This is a genomic window from Psychrobacter sp. UBA5136 (assembly GCF_002414005.1).
In the GTDB taxonomy this organism is placed as follows: Bacteria; Pseudomonadota; Gammaproteobacteria; order Pseudomonadales; family Moraxellaceae; genus Psychrobacter.
In genome coordinates, this window is record NZ_DHYG01000053.1 from 119,842 (window position 1) to 144,545 (window position 24,704).

At 44.5% G+C, this 24,704-nt stretch carries 18 protein-coding genes and 1 pseudogene; 7 read left to right on the plus strand and 12 right to left on the minus strand.

The features are described from left to right. Positions 1-174: 174 nt before the first annotated feature. The 9 genes and pseudogenes from B4240_RS08175 to B4240_RS08215 all read right to left on the minus strand — a co-directional run bounded on the left by B4240_RS08175 (position 175) and on the right by B4240_RS08215 (position 14,187). The gene (locus B4240_RS08175; RefSeq protein ID WP_296238175.1) at positions 175-678 is read right to left on the minus strand and encodes a hypothetical protein; all 504 of its coding nucleotides are present in this window, start codon (positions 676-678) and stop codon (positions 175-177) included. Continuing rightward, on the minus strand, positions 675-1,739 hold the full coding sequence (locus B4240_RS08180; RefSeq protein WP_296238177.1) for a chemotaxis protein CheB: 1,065 nt from the start codon (positions 1,737-1,739) through the stop codon (positions 675-677). The genes B4240_RS08175 and B4240_RS08180 overlap by 4 nt, the downstream gene beginning before the upstream one ends. Then, positions 1,729-8,787 carry an Hpt domain-containing protein gene (locus B4240_RS08185; RefSeq protein ID WP_296238178.1) on the minus strand — a complete coding sequence of 2,353 codons (7,059 nt, stop codon included), beginning with the start codon at positions 8,785-8,787 and terminating at the stop codon, positions 1,729-1,731. Before B4240_RS08185 ends, B4240_RS08180 begins: the two co-directional genes overlap by 11 nt. Before the next feature lie 30 nt (positions 8,788-8,817). After that, complete coding sequence (locus tag B4240_RS08190; protein ID WP_296238180.1) at positions 8,818-9,825, minus strand: CheR family methyltransferase; 1,008 nt, start codon at positions 9,823-9,825, stop codon at positions 8,818-8,820. A 215-nt stretch (positions 9,826-10,040) separates the two neighbouring features. After that, positions 10,041-11,045 (minus strand): annotated as a pseudogene (locus tag B4240_RS08195) (methyl-accepting chemotaxis protein); the annotation flags it as partial. A 600-nt stretch (positions 11,046-11,645) separates the two neighbouring features. Next, positions 11,646-12,176 carry a chemotaxis protein CheW gene (locus B4240_RS08200; protein ID WP_296238182.1) on the minus strand — a complete coding sequence of 177 codons (531 nt, stop codon included), beginning with the start codon at positions 12,174-12,176 and terminating at the stop codon, positions 11,646-11,648. 3 nt (positions 12,177-12,179) lie between these two features. Beyond that, positions 12,180-12,542: a response regulator gene (locus tag B4240_RS08205; protein WP_296238184.1), complete on the minus strand. Its 363-nt coding sequence runs from the start codon at positions 12,540-12,542 to the stop codon at positions 12,180-12,182. Between the two features lie 222 nt (positions 12,543-12,764). Continuing rightward, complete coding sequence (pilG, locus tag B4240_RS08210) at positions 12,765-13,142, minus strand: twitching motility response regulator PilG (protein ID WP_296238186.1); 378 nt, start codon at positions 13,140-13,142, stop codon at positions 12,765-12,767. Positions 13,143-13,899: 757 nt separating this feature from the next. Continuing rightward, on the minus strand, positions 13,900-14,187 hold the full coding sequence (locus tag B4240_RS08215; RefSeq protein ID WP_296238188.1) for a hypothetical protein: 288 nt from the start codon (positions 14,185-14,187) through the stop codon (positions 13,900-13,902). Positions 14,188-14,194: 7 nt separating this feature from the next. On the opposite strand from B4240_RS08215, the gene B4240_RS08220 reads away from it, so the two are divergent. The 7 genes from B4240_RS08220 to B4240_RS08250 all read left to right on the plus strand — a co-directional run bounded on the left by B4240_RS08220 (position 14,195) and on the right by B4240_RS08250 (position 22,703). Then, positions 14,195-15,403, plus strand: a complete 1,209-nt coding sequence (locus tag B4240_RS08220; RefSeq protein WP_296238190.1) for an efflux RND transporter periplasmic adaptor subunit — start codon at positions 14,195-14,197, stop codon at positions 15,401-15,403. Positions 15,404-15,626: 223 nt separating this feature from the next. After that, entirely contained in the window at positions 15,627-16,349 is a 723-nt protein-coding gene (locus B4240_RS08225) for a response regulator transcription factor (RefSeq protein ID WP_068403530.1), read from the plus strand. Positions 16,350-16,460: 111 nt separating this feature from the next. Continuing rightward, positions 16,461-18,653, plus strand: a complete 2,193-nt coding sequence (locus B4240_RS08230) for an ATP-binding protein (RefSeq protein ID WP_296238192.1) — start codon at positions 16,461-16,463, stop codon at positions 18,651-18,653. A gap of 193 nt (positions 18,654-18,846) precedes the next feature. Next, entirely contained in the window at positions 18,847-19,617 is a 771-nt protein-coding gene (locus B4240_RS08235; RefSeq protein ID WP_296238193.1) for a methionine ABC transporter ATP-binding protein, read from the plus strand. 17 nt (positions 19,618-19,634) lie between these two features. Beyond that, a complete protein-coding gene (locus B4240_RS08240) occupies positions 19,635-20,321 on the plus strand; it encodes a methionine ABC transporter permease (RefSeq protein ID WP_296238195.1) in 687 nt (228 codons plus the stop codon). 219 nt (positions 20,322-20,540) lie between these two features. Next, the gene (locus B4240_RS08245; protein ID WP_296238197.1) at positions 20,541-21,524 is read left to right on the plus strand and encodes a MetQ/NlpA family ABC transporter substrate-binding protein; all 984 of its coding nucleotides are present in this window, start codon (positions 20,541-20,543) and stop codon (positions 21,522-21,524) included. 330 nt (positions 21,525-21,854) lie between these two features. After that, positions 21,855-22,703 carry an aldo/keto reductase gene (locus B4240_RS08250; RefSeq protein WP_296238199.1) on the plus strand — a complete coding sequence of 283 codons (849 nt, stop codon included), beginning with the start codon at positions 21,855-21,857 and terminating at the stop codon, positions 22,701-22,703. 110 nt (positions 22,704-22,813) lie between these two features. Here the strand turns inward: B4240_RS08250 and ccmE are convergent, their stop codons facing one another. The 3 genes from ccmE to ccmC form a co-directional block, all read right to left on the minus strand. Beyond that, positions 22,814-23,314, minus strand: coding sequence for a cytochrome c maturation protein CcmE (gene ccmE / locus B4240_RS08255; protein ID WP_296238200.1), 501 nt, complete (start codon positions 23,312-23,314; stop codon positions 22,814-22,816). Between the two features lie 240 nt (positions 23,315-23,554). Next, positions 23,555-23,779 carry a heme exporter protein CcmD gene (gene ccmD, locus B4240_RS08260; RefSeq protein ID WP_414707112.1) on the minus strand — a complete coding sequence of 75 codons (225 nt, stop codon included), beginning with the start codon at positions 23,777-23,779 and terminating at the stop codon, positions 23,555-23,557. Positions 23,780-23,826: 47 nt separating this feature from the next. After that, positions 23,827-24,615: a heme ABC transporter permease CcmC gene (ccmC, locus tag B4240_RS08265; protein ID WP_296238202.1), complete on the minus strand. Its 789-nt coding sequence runs from the start codon at positions 24,613-24,615 to the stop codon at positions 23,827-23,829. Positions 24,616-24,704: the final 89 nt, after the last annotated feature.

Consider the following 24,704-nt stretch of genomic DNA (forward strand, 5'->3'; position numbering starts at 1 on the left):
TGCGCATTGTGCTCATCGGTGCTGACTGAAGCTGATGAAATGACATTGATAAACAGCGATTGATAAACAGCTATGCGCCGACAAAGAAGCGTTTTAATGTTTTATCTCAAAGCTAATTATGCTATCTCAGAGCTAATGATAAAGACCAGTATGACAAGCGTAACCATGAGCAAACTAGCTGTCTAAATCAACCAATTGATGGGCGATTTTATCCAAATCTGGCACCAAGTAAAGCGTATTATCAATCATCACCGTTTGAAAGAGGTAGGATAACACAACATCTTCTTGTACGCGCTGCTGAACCTTATCGATTTTGCGCTCTGCATTGATAAAATGCTCAGGCAGATCGACATCTTTGACATCAGAGATACGTGCCTGTAGTTGGCGCAGCTCGCCTGCCGTCTGTAGCGCGATACGGTGCGCGGCCGTGTTCCCTTCTAAGACAATCATTTTATCCGGCGTGTGATGACGCGGCAATAGGTGGAATACAGCGACCTCTTGTTGTTGCCACTCATAATTCCACGTATATTCGCTGCACTCATCGACACTTAAAATCAGGCTACTAGGAATAATCCAATCAGGTTGGTCGACTGCTGGCACAATCGTCACGTCGAGCATACCATTATTAGTGGTCAATAAGCTCACGGCCTCAAACGAGTGTTTTAAAATCTGTTTCATAAGTCGCTCACAATAAATGGATCCGAAGAGGCGTTCACTGCCCTCTCAGCAATGTAATGGGTAAGTTTTTCTGCTAAGGCTTGGGGACTGCCGACAAACTGACAATATCCTGAATCAATAATGGCCTGCGGCTGACTAGGGCAAGCGCTTGAGCTCGGGTCTTGCGCCCACAACTGGCTATCATTATCTTGGATTAAGTCTAAATATTGCGTACCATCATTGCCCATCCCTGAAAATATAATATTGATCAGCTCACTGCCATAAACGTCACTGGTGTTTTTCAAGATTTGACCGATAGCGGGCTTATAATCGCCCTCCCAAGCTTGATCTACTAAGATAATACGTCCAGTTGAATCGCAGATAATTTGTTTATCAATAGGCACAATAAGGCATTGTCCGCTGCGCAAACGCTGAGAGGTGGTAATCAGCTGACAGCGCCACTTATTATGACGATTGAGTATGCGTGGCAGGGTACCTATCATGGTTTGGTTAAAATGATGGGCCAATAGAATACTTACAGGTAGCGCAGGCGATAAATGGTCTAAAAATTCTTTGACCGCACTAGGACCGCCCATTGAAGCGCCTAAAAATACCACATAATGCCAATCATTGGCTTCATTTTTGTAGGCAGTGTCTTTATAGTTAGTGCCTTTATAAGCAGGACTCTCATAAGCCGTATTATTTACTAGCATAGGCAGCGCCAGCATTTGCGCAAGCTTACGCTTGAGTTTACGCTGCCACTTGGCGTATTGCTGGGCTTCATTAAGATACGGTGCCTGACTAAAACCTACCAACACCGCAGCAGGTTTAGCGGCGGTGGTCGCTGTCGCCATATAATCATCGTAATCACCATCTATGAGCCAAATATCGATAGCCGTGGCATAGCTGTTAGACTTATCTTGCAACTGCGCCCGCGATAGGCAGTCAACTAGCTGCAAACCACAACTGCGCACAGTATCTGAAAAAGCCATGCGCTGATGATGATCTTCTGCGACGACTAATACCTTGATATCACTTTTATGCTTATTCTTTAGCGCCAAGGCATGTACCTTATCCTTCATTAACTAAGCCAGCCTCTGTACCCAACAACGCTTGGATTTTATTAAGAAGCTGATTTTCTTGGAAAGGTTTGCCCATGTAGTCATTGACGCCAATCTCATACGCGCGTTCGCGATGCTTTTCACCAGTCCGTGAGGTAATCATAATGATAGGCAAATGTTGCAGGCGTCTATTGTGGCGAACTTGTGTCGCAACTTCGAAACCATCCATTCGCGGCATTTCAATATCAAGTAGCATCAAGTCTGGTGTGGTTTCTTGTAAAATCTCAAGTGCATCGATACCATCTTTGGCAAGCACCACATTGAAGCCTTGACGTTCTAAGAAACGTGAGGTGACTTTTCGTACCGTGACTGAGTCATCGACGACCAAAATGGTGGCTTTAGATTCTGTACTGCTACGGACACCGATAGCAGGTTTTGCTCCTTCTTTCACCAAAGCGGCATTTCGCATCAACGCAATCAAATCAAGAATAAGCATTACCGAGCCGTCACCCATGATGGTCGCAGCTGAGATACCCGATAAATTTGAGAACTGCTGTCCCAAAGGTTTTACCACGACTTCGATACGTGAGCCTGCGATTTGATCAACCTGTAGTGCCATATTTTGTCCACTACGGTTTTTGATAATAATAAGCGGGACGCTGGTATTGGTATTAACGACCAGCTCATTGAGTTTATTACCTGATAAAATCTCATTTAAATAACGGACGCGATAATCGGTACCTTCAAAGTTAAGCACGGCCGCACCTGACTGATAATAGTCGTAAATCTTTTCTGGATTGATACGTACTACCCGCTCAATCTGCACTAGCGGAATCGCATAATATCGGTCGGCGGCGCGAACCACCAAAGCATCAGAGACGGCAACGGTAAGCGGCACACGCATCGTAAAGCGAGAGCCTTTACCAAGCTCTGAAACCACCGATACCGACCCGCCTAACTGACGAATCTCACTAATCACGACGTCCATGCCGACACCACGCCCTGATATTTGCGTCACCTGCTTACTGGTACTTAAACCGGCATTAAAGATATACTGCATGATATCAAGGTCGCTTAAACTGGTGTCTTCTGCGTCAATCAAACCTTGCGAGATGGCTTTATTGCGTACCGCTTCTACATCAATGCCGCGTCCATCATCGGTTAGCTGGATGACGATCTCACTACCTTCACGCAGTACTTCTAAGGTGATTTGTCCACTGCGCTCTTTGCCCGCCTCTAGGCGCGCCGCCACAGTTTCAATGCCGTGATCGACAGCGTTTCTTAACATGTGCTCAAGCGGCGAGGTAATACGCTCTAGAATGGTTCTATCCATCTCGTCATCAGCATTGATAATCTTTAGCTCAACCGATTTATTAAGCTCATTGGCCGTTTGACGCACGACACGCTCAAGCCTTGGCGTCAGGCGCGTAAATGGAACCATCCGCGAATTCATCAAACCATCTTGAAGCTCAGTTTGCGTCCGCGATAATTGCAGTAACAGGCTTTCACTGTCGCGCATTTTTTCGAGTAAGGTATGATTAATATCAACCAAATCCGAGGCCGACTCTGACAAAGACTTTGACAACTGATTTAGCGACGAGTATTGATCCATCTCGAGAGGATCAAAGCCTTCATGACTGACCAATTCGTCATCGATCTGCGATAAAATCTGCGCCTCAAGCTCAATCTCCATCCGGCGCAACTGATCTGCCAAACGCTGTACGGTCGTGCCCATCTCTTCGATACTAGTGGTTAAACTACTCATGCCCATATCGATACGCGCACGGTTGATCGCCGACTCGCCCGATAGGTTAATCATATGCTCAATCAGGCCGCCTGAGATACGAATCATCTCATTATTGCTGGCGTTGTGCTCCTGCTCGGCAGTATTAGCCACCATCGCTGGCATCTCACTGATATCTTTTTGGATATAGGTTGTTTCTTGCTTTTCTTTCGCAAGAAGAATGGCTTCACGCTGCGGTTGCAATGATTCTTTCGGTACCTGCTTTAAGCTGTCAGGGTTTTTGCTAAATTGCTGTAGCGCCTCAATTAATAAGTCAGGCGTTGGCGGATTCACCTGCTGCGCGAGAATAAACACGGCATCTGCCAGCCAGTCATGGCAAGCTACTAATAGCGCTAAAACTTTTTTGGTAGCAGGACGGCGACGATCAATAAAATCGGTATAAACAGATTCCATCTCATGCGCAAGATCAGCAATACCACTTGCCGTCACCATACGCGCGCCACCTTTTAGGGTGTGTAAGTCGCGCTGTAGCGCCTGCAATGCAACCGTATCGCCTGCATCACTTAAAAACGCTTGCAGATATTCATTGCGGTTGGTCAGCGCTTCGGCTTCTTCTAAAAATACTTCCAAAATATCGGGGTCAGGCAAGCCGTGCGCCCATGATTGCTGAATGATTCTATCTAAGCTTAAAGTATCGGCGGCTTTTTCTATACGATGTGTGTATTCATCTGCCAGAATTTTTGGTTCCGCATCAACCTGATGCTTCGGCATCGGTACAATAAGTTGAACGGTGTTTGGCAACGCTGCCGCTTTTTCAAACCGCTGCAGCTGCTCAATCAGTTCCGGCGTAAAAAATGAGTGTTGATAGCGGACAATATGCGCCACTTGCAATGACAACGTATCTTGCACGACTTGCATAATTTCAAGCCACTGCGCAGTTGGCACGCGTCTTTCTTCAACAAACGCCTCGTAAATGCTCTCTGCCTCATGGGTTAAATCTCCAATACTACGAATACCTGCCATCCGCGCGCCACCTTTGATGGTATGCAGGTGGCGCTGTAAGACCTTTAAGGTATTGATATTACTAATATCAGCGCGCCATTTACTAAAGCTCTCATTGAGCGCATCATCAAGCTCTTGCGCTTCTTCTAAGAAGATTTCTAATAGCTCAATATCGGTATCGATCGTTTCAAGCGCAAGCTCAGACGCGGCGATACTTTGTACTGTCACCTCATCCTCGGCGTCAGCATCAGCATTAGCATCAGCACTAGCTTGCGCATCGAGAGTAGCGTCTGCATTAATATTAACGTCTGAATTGCCAGCCTCTTTTTCCTCACTACTATCGTCGCTTTGAGCAATACTTTGTAGCCGCTCAAGGGTTTGCTCGTCAATTTTTAATGAGGTGCAGGCCGCTAACGCATCAAATAAACCGACTAATTGCGCGTGCCCAGCAAGTAACGCTGCCTGAATTTCAGTATCAGCAGATTTTTTAGGATGTTGACTTAAATAAGCATAAGCATTGCCCAATGCATTGAGAACGGTGGTAAATTTCGGAAACGCTTGTGCCTTGCTGGTTAAATAGTTTATTTGTGAAATTTGCTGCGCTATATAAGCTTGCACCCGTTCATTGTCTGAGCTGTTAAAGACGGCTTCCAGCTGCCATTCTGCATCTAGCAGCTCATTGATATGATCATCCAACAGTTGGCTTATCGTTGGCATATCCTCGGCTGGGTTTTCGCTATCGTTAATGGCATACTGCTCACCAAGCATGGCTTGTAAAGAAGCAATGTCTTGCTGACTTTGCGTTTCTTCTAACGCAGCTTGTTGCTCCTGAACGTTTTGCTTGTCATTGTCTAGCTTATAATTGTTTAAATAGCCCTCAATAAGCGTTACAGACTGAGCGAGCGCTTTTAGATGCTGCGCACTCATGGGCGTATCTTGCTGCTGTAGAAGCTCTAAACTTTGCTCTATGGTCGCGCCAACCTCGCTAATCGCTGCCAACGCACTAGAGCCAGAAGCTGCCCTTAAGGTATGAAATGCGCGGACAATCTCATCACGCACGGCGACATAAGGCTCGTCTTGATGACAACGGACAAAGTCATTCACGCTCTCTAATAACTCTTCGGCTTCTTCAACAAAAATATCAAAAAAGGCTTGCTCTTCTTCGCTTTGCGGCGTCAAAACGATAGGCGCTTCTGCTATTTTTTCATTCACCGAATGTATCGTTTGCAGCATGCTGTCGATGTTGTCAATATTGTCGATACTGCCAACAGTGTCATAACCATTGTCGCTAGCACGTTCCTCAGCAGAATCTTTATCATTAAAAGCTTTAGCATCAGAGCTTTGAGCGGTAATGGTGTCGTGTAGTGGTTCAGAGCGCTTAAGTAGTTGACTATGGAGCGCACGGTAGCTGAATTCATCACCCAACTGTTTGCTATAAGCCTGCGCACAAGCCACCCATAACGGCACAATCGCAGGATAATCTTGGCGGTTGTTTTCAAAGGTGGTTAATAGCGCTGGATAAGCTGCTAATACATCACCGATAAGCTGCTGGATATCTGTTGAAGCGGCAATAGTATGGTCTAAAATACGGTTTAGCATGTTTTCTATCGACCACGCTAACTCAGCACTATAATGAGCACCGACCATACGGCCCGAACCTTTTAGGGTATGAAAGCCGCGGCGAATATCTGTCAGTTTACTCACGTCATCAGGAGTAAGCTGCCAGTGCTCATACAAAGGGCCAATTTCTTCCAAGACCTCATTGGCCTCTTCTATAAATATCTCTTTAATGTCAGGATCGGCATCGCTCACATCCGTCGGTAGCGGCTGTGCGGCTGACATAAAAGGTTCTAATACGGCGGGTATTTCCAAATCCATGAATGACGCAGAGGAGTTTTCTTCTGCTTCAAAGATTTCGCTAGAGGCGCTAACACTAGCCGTTATATCTGAATTATCTACTTGTTCAATGTCTAAGACTGACTCATCCGATAGCAGCTCTTTTTCCGATATCGTACTATTTTCTTTAACATTATCTATAGAAGAATCACGTTCAAGCGCTTCTAAACCGGTACGCATAGGTTGCTGGCTCATCAAATTATTACTTTGCAAAATAGTAATGGCAGGATCAAAACTTGGCGGGTTCTGCGCTGCAAAATCAGCCAACATCGCTGGTAGACGCTCGGTAGTTTTTGTCACTAGCGCAACAATCTCATCTGTCACCGGTAATGTTTTGTCCAACAGGCGATTGAGCAGGTTTTCAATTGACCAGGCCATCTCACTAATACTAAAAGCTCCAACCATACGCCCTGATCCTTTTAGGGTATGAAATGCACGGCGTACTTCAGTTAACGGCGTTAAGTCTTGCGCATCTTGTTGCCAAATTGGTAAAAAATTCTCCAAATCAGCAACAACCTCTTCAACCTCTTCGATAAAAATATCCCGAATATCTCCATCAACCTCAAAGTTATCAGGCTTAAGCTCACGGCGAGCCTTTGATAAAGCGGCACTTTCGGTTTTATTGCTATTATCCGTACTGCTATCATCAGCCGAATCGTGGTTTTTAGTAACAATAGGGGCAATCTCACCACTGTCGTCATAGCGCAGTACATCATTTGCCGCTTGCTTTTGCGTTAAAAAGGTTTCATTAACCGTTTCAGGCGCGGCAATATAGCCGCCAAGCAGCGCTGCCGCCTTGTCGATATAGTCATTAGCTTTTGTCAATAAAGGTTGGTCAAAGACTTGCTGAGCGAGATGGTCAAGTAGCAATTCAATAGAAGTCAAACCTTCTGCTAAGGCTTCGGTGACGTCCCAGCTGAGTATTTCAATCTCATGGGTGCTTAGTTGGCCGAAGATATCGGCTATTTTATCTGTGGTTTGGCGGATGGATGGCAGGCCCATGCTATCAAAGGCGGCGCCAATCTTGCTAAAGTCCGCGGCGTCCGGTAATAGCTCTAGATGTTGGCGCTGAATATAGTCGTTAAAGCCTTGTTTAACGTCTTCGACAGCAATACGCAGCTCGCGCAGCTCTTTATCGTTTGCGCTAATGTGCTGGCTACTTTCTACCTGTAAGCTATCCACATTGTCATTAGCAACGACTTCAGCTTTAGGAATAAAAGAAGCAGCGTTTCCTATTTTGCTTGAGATAATTTGTTCGGTATTGTAGATAGCATTGTATAATTCTTGGAGCTGCTGCTCAATTTGCGCCTGCTCTTTTATCGTTCCTGCTTGTGCAGTTAAGTTTTCTTCTATATCCGCTAGGATTGATGCCGCTTGCGAGGCAAACAGCGACCAACCGCGGCTCTCAAGTTGATTGATTATTTGCTGTAGCGGTTTTGGTAAGGTATCAGGCTTATCAAGGTCAAAAATTAGGGTGTCAATGTCACCTAATATGCGCGGTAAAAAACGTGTTTCTGCATCTGGCTGCCATGCGCTGCGCATTATAGACTGTGTATTTACGCCCTGGTTGGCAAGACTGCTGCTTTCGATATAAATGCTCGTTAGCAGGTCGTCGATAACGCTCGGCGCTACCTCACTTTGATGGGCGCCGGACTCTATTAGCGCATCTAATTGACTTAATAGCGCCGCATAATACTTAGGTCGCGGTGTTTCATTATGGGCAAGGTCATGTAACCAAGTTTCAGTCAGATACCAAAGACGCTGCACATCGGCATCTTGTGTCGTTTGCCATAGGTAGTGACTAACCTTTTCTAAGATCGCCAGTATAGAAGGGTTATTGGTATCAGCTGCAAGTAACGCTTGCACTTGTTGACGCCAAACCAATAATAACTGCTGATACTGCTCATGGTCTAAACTGATCATTGCCATACTGGCTGGTAATGTAATATCAATAGAATCGTTATGGGCAATGCTAGCAGAACTGTCATCTTCAGCGGACAAAAAGGCATCTGTAAGGTGATCGTTTGCTATGTCGTAGCGTGATAAGGCTTGCGTTAGCTCAGCCGATGTTTTATTTATTAGAGCCCTATGATGCGCACCCGTATGGGCATAGTGAGTAAGCTCACGCGCGAGCAGTCGATGCGCTATCTGACCAATACGGCTTACTTCAGTACCAAAGCAGTCTGCTCCTGCTCCTGCTCCTGCTCCTGCTCCTGCTAATAAGCTAAGCTTAGTGGCTAAACTTGCCAACGCAGGCAAGTTAATCATGGTCAAAGCCCCAGCAATTTGATGATAGCTCTGTGCCATTTTCTCATAATCAGCGTTTTTTTCGCCTAATTGCCAGCCATCAGCTACCTGTGATAATTGCTGATTAAACAGTGGCATTAACCACTCAAGCGTCACCATGTCATTGGGCTGGTTTTTCATAGATGTATCCTAACTCGTCTAGGCGCAAATTTAGGCACTGATTTTTTGCCATGCGTTAATCTGTGGGTGCGCAATACGGCGCATATTTGAAGGACGCCAAAACAACGCCTCACCTGGAGCCAATATAATATAACCGCCCAGCGCACACTGCTCTGATAGCCGCGCTAGAATGTCACGCTGATCAAACTTACGAAAATAAAGCAGCATATTTTGGCAAACAATGACCTGTTGTAAGTGCGGCGTTGGCGGCTCTTTATCAATAATATTGTGTAAAGCAAAGCGTACATGCTGTTTTAATGTCGGCATAACCTGCCAGTGTGCACGAACTCTTTTTTCCGTATTTTCTTTCCTAGTCACAGGAAGAAAACGTAATTCTTCAACAATACTTGCTGGGCGCAATGGCTGAATAAACTGCTGACAATCTTGCGGAATTAGAGCCTGTTGCTTTTTATCGTACTGTCCTAAGCGTGCTTTTTTTAATGCTTGCTGACTGACATCAGTCCCCAATATGCTGTAATTAGTCAGCTGCTTTGCGGCCAAACTCATGGCCAGTGACCAAGTCTCTTGCCCACTAGCACAGCCTACGCTCCAAATACGAAATGTTTCATCAAGCTTAGTAGCCTTACTGTTATTAGTATGGTCGCTAGAGCTAGCAGTATGGTTACTAGAGCTGGCATTGATTAGCTGCGCTCGTTGATGCTGCAAAGCATACTCAGTGATAAATTTTATCGAAGGCAGATGACGAAAAAAGCGGCTTTCATGAATCAGCACTTTATCCAATAATTGCTGGCGCAGCTCATAGTTAAACGGCAACTGATTCCATAACTGTATAATGGATAGACCATAGGATAACGCCGTTTGACTGACTGCATTGATCAGCCAATTACTCTGAACAGTCGGTAAGATAAAGCCAATCTCTTGCTCTATATAACGTTGCCACTGCTCGCTATCAAAAGCAGTATCATGCTTTAAAGCCTCGGCTGCTAAAGCGTCAGCTTTATTCATGATAAGGCTATCTTTTTGAGTATGATTATTCACGTGACCTGCTATTAATAATGTTGCCCTAAATAAACGATGACAAGAGCAACCTTTTGGTTAACATTTCAATATAACAATCATAAATTTATAGCGGCTGATTAAAGAGCTCGTCAATAAGCAACAAATCGTTTTTACATACTGTCTGTAATTCTTTCATCAAGCTCTAAATATTCATCGTCGATCAGATCTTGATCCAACTGCTCATCATCATTAGAAAGCTTAAAGCCTGTTACTGATTCTTGTAGCGCCGCCGCCATCTCATTGAGCTCACCAATAGAGCGCGCTGTTGCCATCGAGCCTGACGAGGTCTGTGAGGTAATATCTTGAATGATATTCATCGTATGCGAGATATGACCTGCAGACTCGGCCTGTTGCATCGCCGCGTTAGAGATGTTTTGAATCAGATCCGCCAAGGTATTAGAAACGGTCTGCACCTCTTCTAGCGCCTCCCCCGCATCCTTTGCCAAGCGAGCACCGCGTACCACCTCAGAAGTCGTTGATTCCATTGACATTACTGCTTCACTGGTATCCGCCTGAATGGTTTTTACCAGCGTTTCAATCTGTTTGGTTGCATTTGCTGAACGCTCCGCCAGACGCTGAACCTCATCGGCAACCACCGCAAAGCCTCGTCCCGCTTCACCTGCCATCGATGCCTGAATCGCGGCGTTCAATGCTAAAACGTTGGTTTGGTCAGCAATATCGTTAATCAAGCCAACGATGTCACCAATCTCTTGTGAAGACTCACCCAAGCGTTTGATACGTTTTGAGGTCTCTTGAATCTGATCTCGAATAACGTTCATCCCTTCAATCGAGCGCTGTACCACTTCTGCGCCATTATACGCAATGGCAACCGAACGCTGTGCAACCGTCGCTGATTCTGCAGCGTTGTTTGATACTTGGTCAATCGATACCGTCATCTCATTAATAGCCGCCGATACCCCAGCAATTTCTTGTGCTTGGTGCTCAGATGCCTCAGCAAGTTCAACCGCATTCATCTGCGTTTGCTGTGATGATTGTGAGACGCGCTCAGCAGTACTATTAATCACCAGTACCAACTGACGTAATTGGTCAATCGCAAAGTTAACAGAGTCAGCAATCGCACCAGTAAAATCTTCTGATACGGTCGCATTTACCGTCAAGTCACCATCTGCTAAGTCGCCCAACTCATCAAGTAAGCGTAAAATTGCAATCTGGTTACGCTCGTTTTCTTCTTGAATTTGACGCGCACGCTCAGATTCCGCTTCTGCTTCTTGGCGACGGCGTAATGTTTCTTTTTCAATAAGCAGACGCTCTGTGCCGCCACGTTGTTTGAGTAATTGGTATAAAGCAAATAAGGCACCAATGACCGCTATGACAAAGACAATCATCGGCAATACGACTGCCTGATTAAAGTTCGTTAAATGTTGACTGACCGATGATAAGGAGCTGACCAGCCAAAACAGACAAGCCACGCTCACTAAAACAAAAAGCCCTAAGAACAGCTTCCATTTACTATTAACATCTGTCGTTGTTTTATTCGTACCAGCTACAGGGCTGTTTATAACATCACTCATCGTGCCTATTCCTTTCAAACAATCATCAAAGTCGTGTCGTGACTGACTTTGAAATCATATTGCTATCAAAACAACAGTGATTCACAAAGCCTGTATGAATGCTGACATCTCATCGAACCATGTCAGCCTTTGTTTTTCTATCGCTTTAACAAAAACTGCGCATTGAAAAGGGTTGTTTGTTAAAGACGGTTAATTTACCAACAGCAATTATTTATTAAAGACCCAATTATCAGAGACCACCATTATCAAAGACCACTATGCTTAGGTTTATATGGCAGCATCGGTGTACTGCAAATCCTGTGCCAGTAAGCTTGGCATGAACACATACCAATCTTGCTCATCTTTAAAAAACTTGCCGTGGTTATAAGGCGCAAATGGTGAGCTAGGCTCAAGCGCTTCTGCACGGTACTGGTCTTGAGTAAATTGTTCAATACCGAGCACCTGATCGACCAGCAGCCCTGAAAACATATTATCATGATCGATAACGATGACTTTACGCTGGCTCATTTGCGATAATCGGCTGGGCACTTGTAAAAACCGAGACAAATCGGTTAATGGCAACAAGCGCCCACGAATGTTGGCGATGCCGAGCATCCAAGGCTTTACTAAAGGTAAGCTGGTATATTCTGGCATGGAGAGTACTTCTGATACTTGACCCATCGGCGCCACCAAACGCTGACCGCCAATTTCAAATACCACCCCTTGCCAGTCGAACTCCTTTCCTCCGCGGCGCTCACTTTTACGCGCGCGGGCTAAGTCTGCTATGCGCAGCAGCTCAATAAATCCTCTGGATGCCACAAGCTACCCCATTACTTTACGAATTATCTGGACCAGACCGCTTTCATCAATTGGCTTAGTAATATACTCTTTAGCGCCCTGACGCTTGCCCCATACCCGATCGGTTTCTTGATTTTTGGTACTAATCATAATGACAGGAATGTGAGACGTCGTTTCACCGCGCGTAATCTTACGGGTTGCTTGAAAACCATTCATCTCAGGCATTACTACATCCATCAAAATGACGTCTGGTAGATGATCGGCGGCCATCTGACAGCCTTGCTCTCCATTTGACGCCTCTAATACTTGAAAGTTATTTTTAGAGAGCATGTCGCGAAATTTCGCCATCTCAGAGGGCGAGTCGTCAATGACTAAAACAGTAGTCATGGGTATTTCCTTTATTTTCGATAATATCTATTAAGATATAGGGTTAAAATAAACCGATTAAAAATAAGTGGCTTTGATTGCATAAAAGCATTATTTTCATCGTGATTAAAATTAAGTAGTAAACCCTTATTATTAACCTGCGTAACCCACCTTATAATGGATTTTTTATAGCGGGTTTTTAAAGCGCTACTATTAATGGTACTGATTAATGAACGATAGAGATTATCGATACTGGTTAATCGCCTCAAAAAGCTCATCTTTACTAAATGGCTTGGTCAAGTACTCATCAGAACCAACAATACGGCCACGGGCTTTATCAAACAAACCATCTTTAGATGACAACATGATCACAGGCTTGCTGGCGTAATCGGGATTGTTTTTTATCAGCGCGCAGGTCTGATAACCATCCAAACGTGGCATCATAATGTCCACAAAAATGATATCTGGATTGTGATCAACAATCTTAGCTAAGGCATCAAAACCGTCAATGGCGGTGACGACTTCACAACCTGCTTTTTGCAATAAGGTTTCTGCGGTACGGCGAATGGTTTTTGAGTCATCGATCACCATAACTTTTAAACCATCAAAACTATTTTCCATTATCTCTGTCCTATTAACGACTATTTATTCGTGGTGCTATCTATAAATACGAACTATCAATCTCATCTCACAATACAAGCTAAGCTATTCATAACATAAATAAGCGCTCAGCTCACTTGAGCAGTTGGCTTATCTTATATAAAGATGAATAACTATTTTTGTATTGTGGTCTGTCATCACAGCTAAGTTTATACTCTCAATGTCTGCCTATTCACTAAGCATTATAAATAGAGCATGACCATTGGTCACTATACGCACTTTAGGGTAAATTATCTTAGCAAATTGCGCGGCATTTTAAGTTTTTTTGGCTATTTATGATAGTTATATCAATATAGGCAATTGCATCATTCAACCATAGGTTTAAATGCTCACTAACCAAACTGCCATCCTTTCTCTCTTTAATGGCATTAAATAAAGCGTAGAGTTATGCAATAGAATATGGTTTGGTAAAAACCGTAAATAGACAGCATAATTTGGAACCGCGATAATTCAGCTATGATATAAAAATGGTCAGCACCTTACCGAATAATTTTCTTTTGTCATATAAATGTATCAATATATTTTATTATGTTCGTTTTAGCACAGTTATACCAGCTTTTCCAGTTATTTAATGAATTTATGTTCAAATAAATGGCTGTAAATTCATCACTCTAGCAAAATTCCCTTTGTTTACCGCCTCTGTACGTGCTTACCCTCCTTACGCGATATTCATACTCTTAAATGCAAGGAGCAATTCTAGGTTAGTAAATAAGGGTAATCATTTCACCGCCTTAAAATTCACTATATAATAAAAATTCGTTGACGAGGGTGCGAGGGTGGTTGGTATGTCAGATTTTATGGGTTTAAAACGCTTAAGCGCTATCTTTTCAAGTACTGTTTCTTCAAGTACTGTTTCTTCAAGTACTGTTTCTTCAAGTACTGTTTCTTCAAGTACTGTTTCTTCAAGTACTGGTTCTTCAAGTACTGGTTCTTCAAGTACTGGTTCTTCAAGTACTGGTTCTTTAAGTACTGTATTTTTAGCTTCTAGCCCGCTAAAAAAGAGCATTTGTCTTTTGAGTGCTGCGTTAATTATCGCCTGTCAACCCTCCTCTCCTACCTCAGATGTGACCGCTGAAAATAGCGAGGCGTTTGATACCAAGCTTCTTATACGCGCTGATAGCATTACGATGACTCCTGACCATATTCTTAGCATTAAGCCAACCCGTTATCAGCCAAGTCTTGGTTTAGAAGGTGACATTGAACCTATCAAACAGGTAAACCTAATTGCCGCCCAAGCGCTGACAGTAGAGCAAGTATTGGTGAAAAAGAATCAACGGGTAAAAAAAGGTGCGCCGTTATTCACAGTGCGCCGTCAAACAGCGCCCATGGAATCAATAGAGTCGTCTGAACAAGACGATAATGAAGCATTAACTCCCTTAGAGGTAGAAGGCGAAGTAGCAGATAATAAAAGTACGGCGACTGAACCAGAACCGTCTGCCGTTAATACTGCTCAAGCGGCACCAAAAGATTCCACTGCTAAAAATTCAGATAATATAAAACCCAATGCAGAAAAAAATGGCGAGGATGATAAAGAAAATTCTGCTAGTGCAAGCAGTAACGACTTAGACAATAACCAGGCTTCTAAGCATACAGAAACGGCAAATAACCTGATAACGGTGCGGGCAAGCTTCGCAGGCCGTATCGAAAAGCTGTATGTTAAAAAAGGCCAAAAAGTAGCGCCGCGCCAGCCATTGTTAACGCTCAGTGATGGAACCGAACTGCATTTTATCGCAAGCCTTCCTATTGAAGCCAAATCGCAAATCTCTGTCGGGCAAACGGTTAACTTTACCGCTGACGGTTTGATAGATAAATTTACTGGACAGGTCAGCAAATTGACCGTCACTGGCCTACCAAAACAGCTACTGGTTTATGTCAATGTGGTTGATAATGAAGTCAGCCGTAACCAGATAAAGCCCGGTATGAAGGTGACTGGACGCGTCGACTACGGACAAATAGAAGTTGGCACGATTGTTCCTAAGCGTGCGCTGCACAATGTTGACCTAACTGTGCTGCACAAACCGCCTTATAAGCCGCTGCGCCCGTTAAGTGCCAACGTCTGGATTATTAAGCAAAACCAGCGTTTAACCCGCCAACCTGTCGAAGTCATCGAATATGATCCGCTGACCAAGCAGTACTTAATTGCGGGTATTACCAATGACAGTTTGATATGTTTGGCAAACTTACCTGACGAATCAGAAGGTAAAAAGGCAGTGGTTTCATAGCGGTTGAAGCCATTAGTTACATTGTGTAGAAACATTAACAAAGCATGTCTTGTTTAATAACATCCTGTTTAGGCAATATAGCGTAAAATAGTAGTGGTCAAGCTTGAATTGAAAACTAAGGGCATGCTTATCTATAAAAACAGTCCACAAAGACAGAACTTATAGAGAAGCAGTTTTGAATAAGCATTTTAAATAAACTATAACAACAACTAGAGGAAAAATTATGAGTAAGCAAATTTTATTAATCGAAGATGATCCAGATTTGGCCGAGTTAATCAGCGATTATCTGACCATGAATTACTACGATGTGCATCACGCAGGATTGGGTCAAGAAGGTCTGGACTTATTGGACGCCAAAGAGCGCGACATTGATTTGGTTGTATTAGATTTGATGCTGCCTGATATGGATGGCATGCAAGTTTGCCAAAAGATACGCGGCAACAAAAACAACATGACCAATAAAGTACCGATTATTATGCTGACGGCAAAAGGCGATACCACAGACCGTGTATTGGGTTTAGAGATGGGCGCCGATGATTACATTGCCAAACCGTTTGAGCCACGCGAACTACTCGCGCGTATTCGTGCCGTCATTCGTCGTCATGAGCAGCCAAATCAAGCTGATAGCCAGTCAGACAGCCTGACTTTTGGTCGCTTAAGCGTCTTCCCTGACAGTCATGAAGTCACTATCGATGATCAGCCTGTACGCTTGACGACGCATCAGTTTCAGCTGCTGCATTACTTTGCTACCCACTCGGGCAAAGTATTAAACCGCGAGCAATTATGGCAAGCGATGCCAAACGATGACAGCTCGGATAACATCGATCGCGCCATTGACGTGCATATTTCTCGTCTGCGCGCTTTAATCGAAGACAATCCGCGCCAGCCAAAACGTATCATTACCGTACGCGGTGTGGGTTATCAATTTGCAACGGATCAGGTGTAAATGGTAAATAAAAGCAAATGGCATGCAATAAAACGCTACCCTTAGGATAGTTTTAACAACAATAACAGACCAATAAAATGGTTATAAGCGTTTGATAATAGAGATGAATTAATGCAACAACTGGGTTTTCGTTCCGTATTTGCTAAGCTATTTGCCAGTGTCATGCTGGCACTTATCTTATTTGCGGTAGCGATGGTGTTATTAACCCAGTTAGTTCATGATAAAGATGCCGGCATTCGCTCAGAGATACTAGCCACGCAAATTTTGGGTCAAATAGACCCATTTTTGCATGAGCTAAATATCGCGGTTAGCAAGGACAACCGTTTACAGGCGCGCTTTATGCTAGCGGTGGTCAAAAAGAGCTTTGATATTTTTGATGAATCGCTGCAGGCAAAAATGGGGTTATATGACAATGAAGGTCACTTGCTTATGCAAAGTGACAACAGCGATTTACCGCTAGAATTGCCTGCGCCGCCCTCGCTATTAGCCCGCGTTTTTCCATCGTTTGCAGAAACCTCCCCAACCAAGCAAGCCCAAGTTTATAGCAGTACGGGCTATACGCTATTATACGAATCACGCCTACCGCCGAAAAAACCTGTACTCTCCGCGGCATTAAATTTATTTACCGGTACTCTATTGCTGCTACTTATTATGGCAGGTGTGCTTTGGTGGATTGCCCGTACCATTACCTGGCGTATCAATCAGATGAGCCAGCAGATGACGCAGCTGGGTGATGGCGACTTTACCGTACGGGTCAACGCGCGCGGTAATGACGAGATTGCAACCCTTGCTCGCGGCTTTAACCAGGCGGCACAAAAAATCGAACATCTAATCAATGCCAATAATCTGCTATTAGCACACGCCTCGCACGAGCTGCGCACGCCCATTACCCGTATCCGCTTACAAATTGAGATGATGGACATGCTCGCGGGGGCGCTGCCGAGTGATACCAAAGAAAAATTTGATAAGCGCGCGCAGGCCATCAATCGCGACCTGTCGGGGTTAAATGATTTGGTCGAGAGTATTTTGCTGGTGAGCCGTTTGGACGCGGGTCACGCCTTACAACAAATTGAACATTTAGACTTATATGACTTAGTGAACCAAGAGCGCCAGCATTATCCTGAAGCAACCTTGATTGGCGAGCACATCGTTATCGATGGTCAATCGTCGATGCTGACCCATTTAATTCGCAATCTATTGACCAATGCTATGCTGCATGGTAAGCCGCCCGTCACCGTCTTACTGTATGGCGTCCAATCGTTAGATGAAGCCAGCGATATTCCTGACTATCTTTTGCAAACCATACTTTGCAGTAGTTTTGTCGACTATAACAGCTCAGATTTTGATTCTTATGATGAAGACGTCTCTCATAGCGAGCATCTGCTTGAGACCGGCCAAAATGAGCCCCAGCAGGATGATCCTGTTACCGCTAGCGATAACAGAGCCATATTAACCTCGCCGGAGGCAGCTTCGACAGTCGCAGCACTACCTGCGCCCGCTATTTATAAAAATGGTGAAAATGTCACACCGCCTACAGATGTGGCTGAGATTGATAGCGTTACTGATATTAATGTTGATGTTGATACCAAGAAAAATATAGAAACGGCTAACGACGGCAGCGGTATAACTATTACAGAGGCCCAACCATCCGATATTGTTGACGTTAACAGTGATGGTAATGATAGGAACGGTAATAACAGTGATAGTAATAACAGCGCCGAAGCATCTGAACCCTTAACCCAGCCTTCGCTGATATTTAATTATCAGCGCTTTACGACTGATTTGACAGACAAAATTAAAAAAGTGGTTTGGCGCGTCGTTCCTGAAAAGCAAGAAACAACTGCCCTCGATAGTAACAACGGTGCTATAAAGGACAATGTAGACAATGCAGATAAAAACGTCAGTGCTGAAAAAGATGGCTCTAAAATCACTAGTAAAGATAGTACGAAAGAAAGTGCCAAAGACAACGGCGACAGTTCAAATGCTACCCGTAAAGAAGGCTTGTTTAGCAAGCATCTAAAAAAACCCAAAACCGAGCCGGCACGCCCCTTACCAAAGTATGCGGTGATGGCCGTCATCGATGAAGGCGAAGGTATCCCTGAGAATAAACGCGAAGAAGTCTTTAGCCCATTCGTGCGCTTACAGCAAAAAAATAAAGGCTCGGGGCTTGGGTTGTCGCTGGTTGCCCAGATTGTCACCGCTCACCAAGGACGCATTACCACAGACACCATCAATGGCCATACGCGATTTTTAGTCGTGTTGCCCGTTAAGCACGACCCGCATTACCACGACGGCCGTCACTAACTTTCAGTTAACGCTACAGTCGCGATTATCCTTTAGTCATGGATGTCCATATCCAAAACCCTGCATAATATGCTATATTAGCGCCCCTTATTATGGGGTTATTGAAAGCTGGTTTTAATTTGCGCGCAAATACGCAAGTATTCTGACAACCGCTTTATGACTATTAAAATATTTATTGAATTTTGGGCCCTCCATGAGTGACATGATTGTCTTAAACGATGTGACCAAAAGCTTTTTAAGCGACCGGTCTATAAAAGATAAAGACGGCAAGCCACACTGGTTTACTGCTGTTGAGCCGACGTCCTTAGCGGTAAAACAAGGCGAAATTTTTGGCTTAATGGGCTATTCAGGGGCAGGAAAATCCACCCTTTTACGCCTGATTAACTTGCTTGAGCGTCCAGATTCAGGCCAAGTCATCGTAGATGGGATAGATTTAACCACCTTATCTGCCAGTGACTTACGTATCGCTCGCCACAATATCGGCATGATTTTTCAGCAGTTTAACCTGATGTCTAACCGTACCGTCTATGATAATGTCGCCTTTAATTTAACGGTGGCGGGCTATCCGCGCGCCGATATTTATAAGCGTGTGATGGATTGCCTAGAAATCGTCGATTTGACCGACCGTGCTGGGCATTACCCCGCGCAGTTATCAGGAGGACAAAAACAGCGTGTCGGTATCGCCCGCGCTATTGCGCCAAGCCCTAAAGTATTATTGGCTGATGAGCCGACCAGTGCGCTTGATCCTTCCACTACGCGCAGCTTATTGGCCTGTCTGCGGGATATTAATGAGCAGCTTGGCGTCACCATCGTCATCGTCACTCATGAGATGAGCGTTATCCGGCGTTTGTGTGATCGCGCAGCATTATTACATCAAGGGCAATTGCTCGAGGTTGCCGATATTCGCGACGGTCTGATTCAGGCCACCACCCCGATTGGCAAAGGCTTGGTCCATGAAGATTAAGAGGCAGGAGAATAGACATGTTAACTGGTGCTGAATTATCCGCCTCACTGGACAAGCTGCTTGCGCTGCGTAAAGAGATTTGGCAAGCGTTTGTAGATACCTTTATTATGCTGGGCATCTCAACGACGGTCGCCATCGTCATCGGCGGGCTGTTTGGGGTATTTTTATTTTTATCCAGTGATCGGCAATTTTTGCAAAATAAGACGCTGTATGGCGTCCTTGGTGCCATCACCAACTTTATGCGCGCCTTTCCGTTTGTAATTTTGATGATTGCGATGAGCCCCTTTACCAAAGCCATCGTTGGCACTGGTATTGGACCGATTGCCGCGTCATTAGTACTGGCGATTGCCGGTTCCTTTTACTTTGCACGCTTGGTTGAACAAAATCTGCGCGAAGTGCCACGCGGCATTATCGAAGCGACAGAATCGATGGGTGCGCGTCCCTTTACCATTATCAAAGTACTGCTCAATGAAACGCGTTCTGGCTTGGTTTTGTCCGTGACCATTTTGTGTATCAGCTTACTGTCGTTTTCAGCGGCGGCCGGTATGATTGGCGGGGGCGGCTTAGGTGATTTGGCGATTCGTTACGGTTATTATCGCTATCAAACGGAGGTCATGGTCTTTATCGTCATTATGCTGTCGATTATGGTTATCGCTATTCAGGCCTCTGGTAATTGGATAGCCACGCGTTTGGATAAGCGTTAAGTTTAAATGCGCGAAATATCTAATATGCATAAACCTCAAGGTTTAATGCCGATTCGTCCTAAGCAAACGCTTGACTTTGTAACAGATTCCCTTTAATTTTGTTACTATCTTAACAGCCCTTAACTGAGCAGCATTACTATTCCTAATGTTGCTTTTTTAATGCGAATTTTTACTGTTGACGTTTACTCCCCTATTCCCCATCCCTATTAAGGAAGCTTCATGAAATTAACAGATATCAGCCGTCAGCTTGCAACCGCATTGGCGACGGTTGGCGTATCAGGTCTTGTATTGGTCGGTTGCAACAACTCATCTGCGCCAGAAGCCAACAAAGAGCCTGTTACTGAAGGTGCTACTGAAACGACTACAGAAACGGCCGCGACTGGTGATATCGATCCTGAGCATAGCAAGATTGTTATCGGCACGACCGAAGGCGACTTTGCCGATATGGTTCGTAACCAAGTAAAAGGCTCACTAGAAGCGCAAGGTTATGAAGTTGAGCTGGTGACGTTTACCGATTATGTGCGTCCAAATATCGCTTTGGCTGATGGCGATTTAGATATCAACATCTTCCAGCATAAGCCTTATCTTGATACCTTTAAAAAAGAGAACAATCTTGATTTGGTCGAGGTATTCCAAGTACCAACCGCGCCACTTGGTATCTATACGGGTAAGAAAACCTCGCTAGATGACGCCTACAAAGGCATGAGCGTCTCTGCGCCTAATGACCCAAGTAACTTCGCCCGTGCATTGGTAATGATGGATGATCTTGGCTGGATTAAGCTAAAAGACAATATCGACCCACTAACAGCATCAAAAACCGATATCGCTGACAACAGCAAATACGATATTAAAATCGTTGAGCTAGAAGCCGCCCAGCTACCACGCGCCCGTGATGAAGTGGATTTTGCTATTATCAACGGTAACTACGCGACCGATGCGGGTATTAAGCTGACTGATGCCCTATTCCAAGAGCCAAGCTTTGCGTATGTTAACTGGTCAGCAATCAAAACTGCTGATAAAGATAAGAAATGGGTCAAAGACGTGACCAACGCTTACAACTCAGACGCCTTTAAAAAGTATGCTCACGAAACTTTCCCAGGTTATAAGTACCCAAAAATTTGGGGTGAGAACAATGCTAGCGCCCCTGCCACTACTGCGCCTACAACAGATAGCGCACCAGCTGCAGAAGCCGCTGCTCAGTAGTCTAGGACAAATTTAAAACGTTTTGGCCATTTAAGTCTGTTTAAATAGAAAAAGCCCATTATTTTAAATAGTGGGCTTTTTTGCTTCTAAATTTTATGCACTCGGTACAATCATCGACTCACAATGACGTTACAGCCTGTTTGTCGTTTGTAGGAAAGCGTCACCCACCCTTTCACTTGCCACTACTTTTTTTTATAGTGGATAGGTCAAATAGAGATTAAGCCAATTATATTTATAATTTAACCCTCTATTCATAAAACAAGGTATTAGTAAACAGCATTAATAAAACATAGAAGATGAATAAATCACAAAAACAATAAGGATAATAATATGCGTGCCAAAACTTATAATATTCGTACCGCTGGTCAAGCAAACATTCCGGTGTTAGGGCTAGGTACTTGGCAATCAACGGGTCAAGACTGTATCGATGTCGTCAGCCAAGCTTTGCAAATGGGCTACGAGCATATTGATACCGCCCAAGCTTATGACAATGAAGTCGAGGTCGGAAAAGGCATGAAACAATCAGGTGTTGCGCGCGATAAGTTCTTTTTAACGACCAAAATATTTCCCGATGATATGAAGTTTGAGCCTGAAAAACTTACCGCTGCTGCTAAGCGTTCACTAGAAAACTTAGACACCGATTATGTCGATTTGCTGCTGCTGCACTGGCCCGATGACCGCGTGCCTTTATCTGAAACCATTCCAGCGCTTTGTGAGCTCCAAAAACAAGGCTTAACCCGTCATATTGGGGTGTCTAACTTTAATATTGCGCATATTATCGAAGCGGAAAAATATGCTGATGTGCCGATTGCAGTCAATCAGGTTGAGTTTCACCCTTTTATTAAGCAAAATACCCTACAAACCTTTTTAAACAACCATCATATTTTATTGGAAGCGTACTCGCCTCTCGCACGCGGTGATGTGTTTGATAATGAAGTCATCAAAGAAATCGCTGATAAGCACAACGTTACCCCAGCGCAGGTATCGCTGGCGTGGATTTTATCGGATAAGCGCCGTGTTGCCATTCCAAAAACCTCCAACCCTGATCACTTACAAGGCAACCTAGATGCCATCAATGTACAACTAAGTAGCGATGAAATTGAGAAAATCGGCAGCTTGGCAAGGAGTGATGGGCGCAAGATCGAGCATCCGGATTATTCGCCGGAATGGGACGATTAATCCACTAATATTTGTTTGAGTATTGAATTGCGCACAAAAAAGCCAGTGACATTTATCACTGGCTTTTTTATGTTTAATACTTTTTACGATAACTATTATTGTCAGCGCTATTACTGCTGTAGCGTCTTAGTTTCATGGACTTTTTCAGCTGGATTATATTGCTCAGAAGAAGGTATGGCGCCGCTACGATTGTTTTCTTTCATCGATTTGGCAACCTCTGGCGGCATATAATTTTCATCATGCTTGGCCAATACTTCGGCCGCGACAAAGGTATCACCTTGCATTTTACCCGTTGCTACCACGCCTGAGTTTTCAGCAAATAGATCTGGCAAGATACCTTGATAGGTCACAGGTACGGTCGATTCAAAGTCGGTAATCGCAAATTCAACGCTTAACGGGTCATTTGGCGCGCGCTGGACACTACCTGCCACTACCATACCCCCTGCGCGAATGCGCTTATCCTGCGGCGCTTCGCCGTGCGCAATGGCGGTGGCGTCAAAGTAGTAGTCGGTTTGTTGCCCGATGGCATAAATCACCAACACCACGGCTATCGCCGCCCCGGCAAGCGTAAACATAACCCACATCAGTTTTTTGCGACGAACTGCGTTCATACTACTACCTCATTGATGAGCCGCTGTTTTATAAATTGATTATTCATAAAACAGAGAATATTAAAGAAATGCTTATCAGACTGACTTAATAATAAGCCCGTCCAACCGTACTTTTCTAATACCTATATGGTAGCATTTTTTACCCAAATCAATAAGCCCCCTAGCAACCGATGCGGTCATATATTTGCTAGGAAATCATGATCATTTTATAAGCTAAAAAATTGATATTAAAAATAATTTTTAAGGGGATGGTTTGGTGGTGGGATTGGGTGTCTTAGCAGCACGCTGAGCTTGCCGCGCTTGCTGGATCGTGAGCTGCTTGATAAGCGCTTGCCGTTGACGGCGGCTATAAATAATAAAAATCAGCATCATACCGAGCGTAATTGTCCAGCACGACCAGACAAAAACGCCATGCTCACCCATGGCGATAAACTCAGAGAGGCTATAAAAGTAAGGCTGCATCATATTTCCCTAGCCGTTATTTGTTTTGTGCATGGTTATACTTTATGGGGCTATTTATTTTGGCCACGAACGTATTCTTTGACCCACGCTTTGCCTTGATCGCGATATAAAATCAGCGTGTTGGTACGATAAATCGCCAGCGCCGCAACCAACAAGTAACTGCCAATCATCATCAATAATAGTGGCATCCACATATCTGCCGACATCTTTGGTGCTGCAGTCAGGGTAAAGGTTGAGCCTTGGTGCAAGGTATTCCACCACTGTACTGAGTATTTGATAATCGGCAAATTCACTGCGCCAACGATGGACAAAATAGCCGCCGCTTTACCGCGATTGGCGGTATGCTCAAAGGCGGCAAACAAGGCCATTACCCCAGCGTATAAAAACGCCAAAATAAGCATAGACGTCAAGCGTGCATCCCAAACCCAATACGTACCCCACGTGGGCTTTGCCCAAATAGAACCGGTCAGCAAGCTAATCACACAAAGCAAAAACCCCATCGGCGCCAGCGCTTGTGCGACAAGGCTTGCCGTCTTAATTTTCCAAACCAAATAAATCACGCCGAGTACGGCTAAAGCAAAATAAATCGAGATTGCAAGGCTGGCAGCGGGCACGTGAATAAAGATAATACGGTAGCTATTACCTTGTAGATAATCAGGCGGAGCAAATGCCAAGCCCCAAACGCTACCGATGAGCAAGCAGAGGCCAGCTAATATCGCCAGCCACTTAACCCAAGGCGCAAAAATACGGAAAAACTGCTTGGTACCTACAGTAGTCAAAAAGACCTGCCAAATGCGTTGCCACAGGCTAGGAGATGAGACATTATTCAGGTTGGGCATGGAAATAAACCTATTGCGCAGCTGGTGGTTATCGAGTAAAACGCCTGATTCATACGACTACCCGCTCACTTGCTGGCGTTAAACGCTGG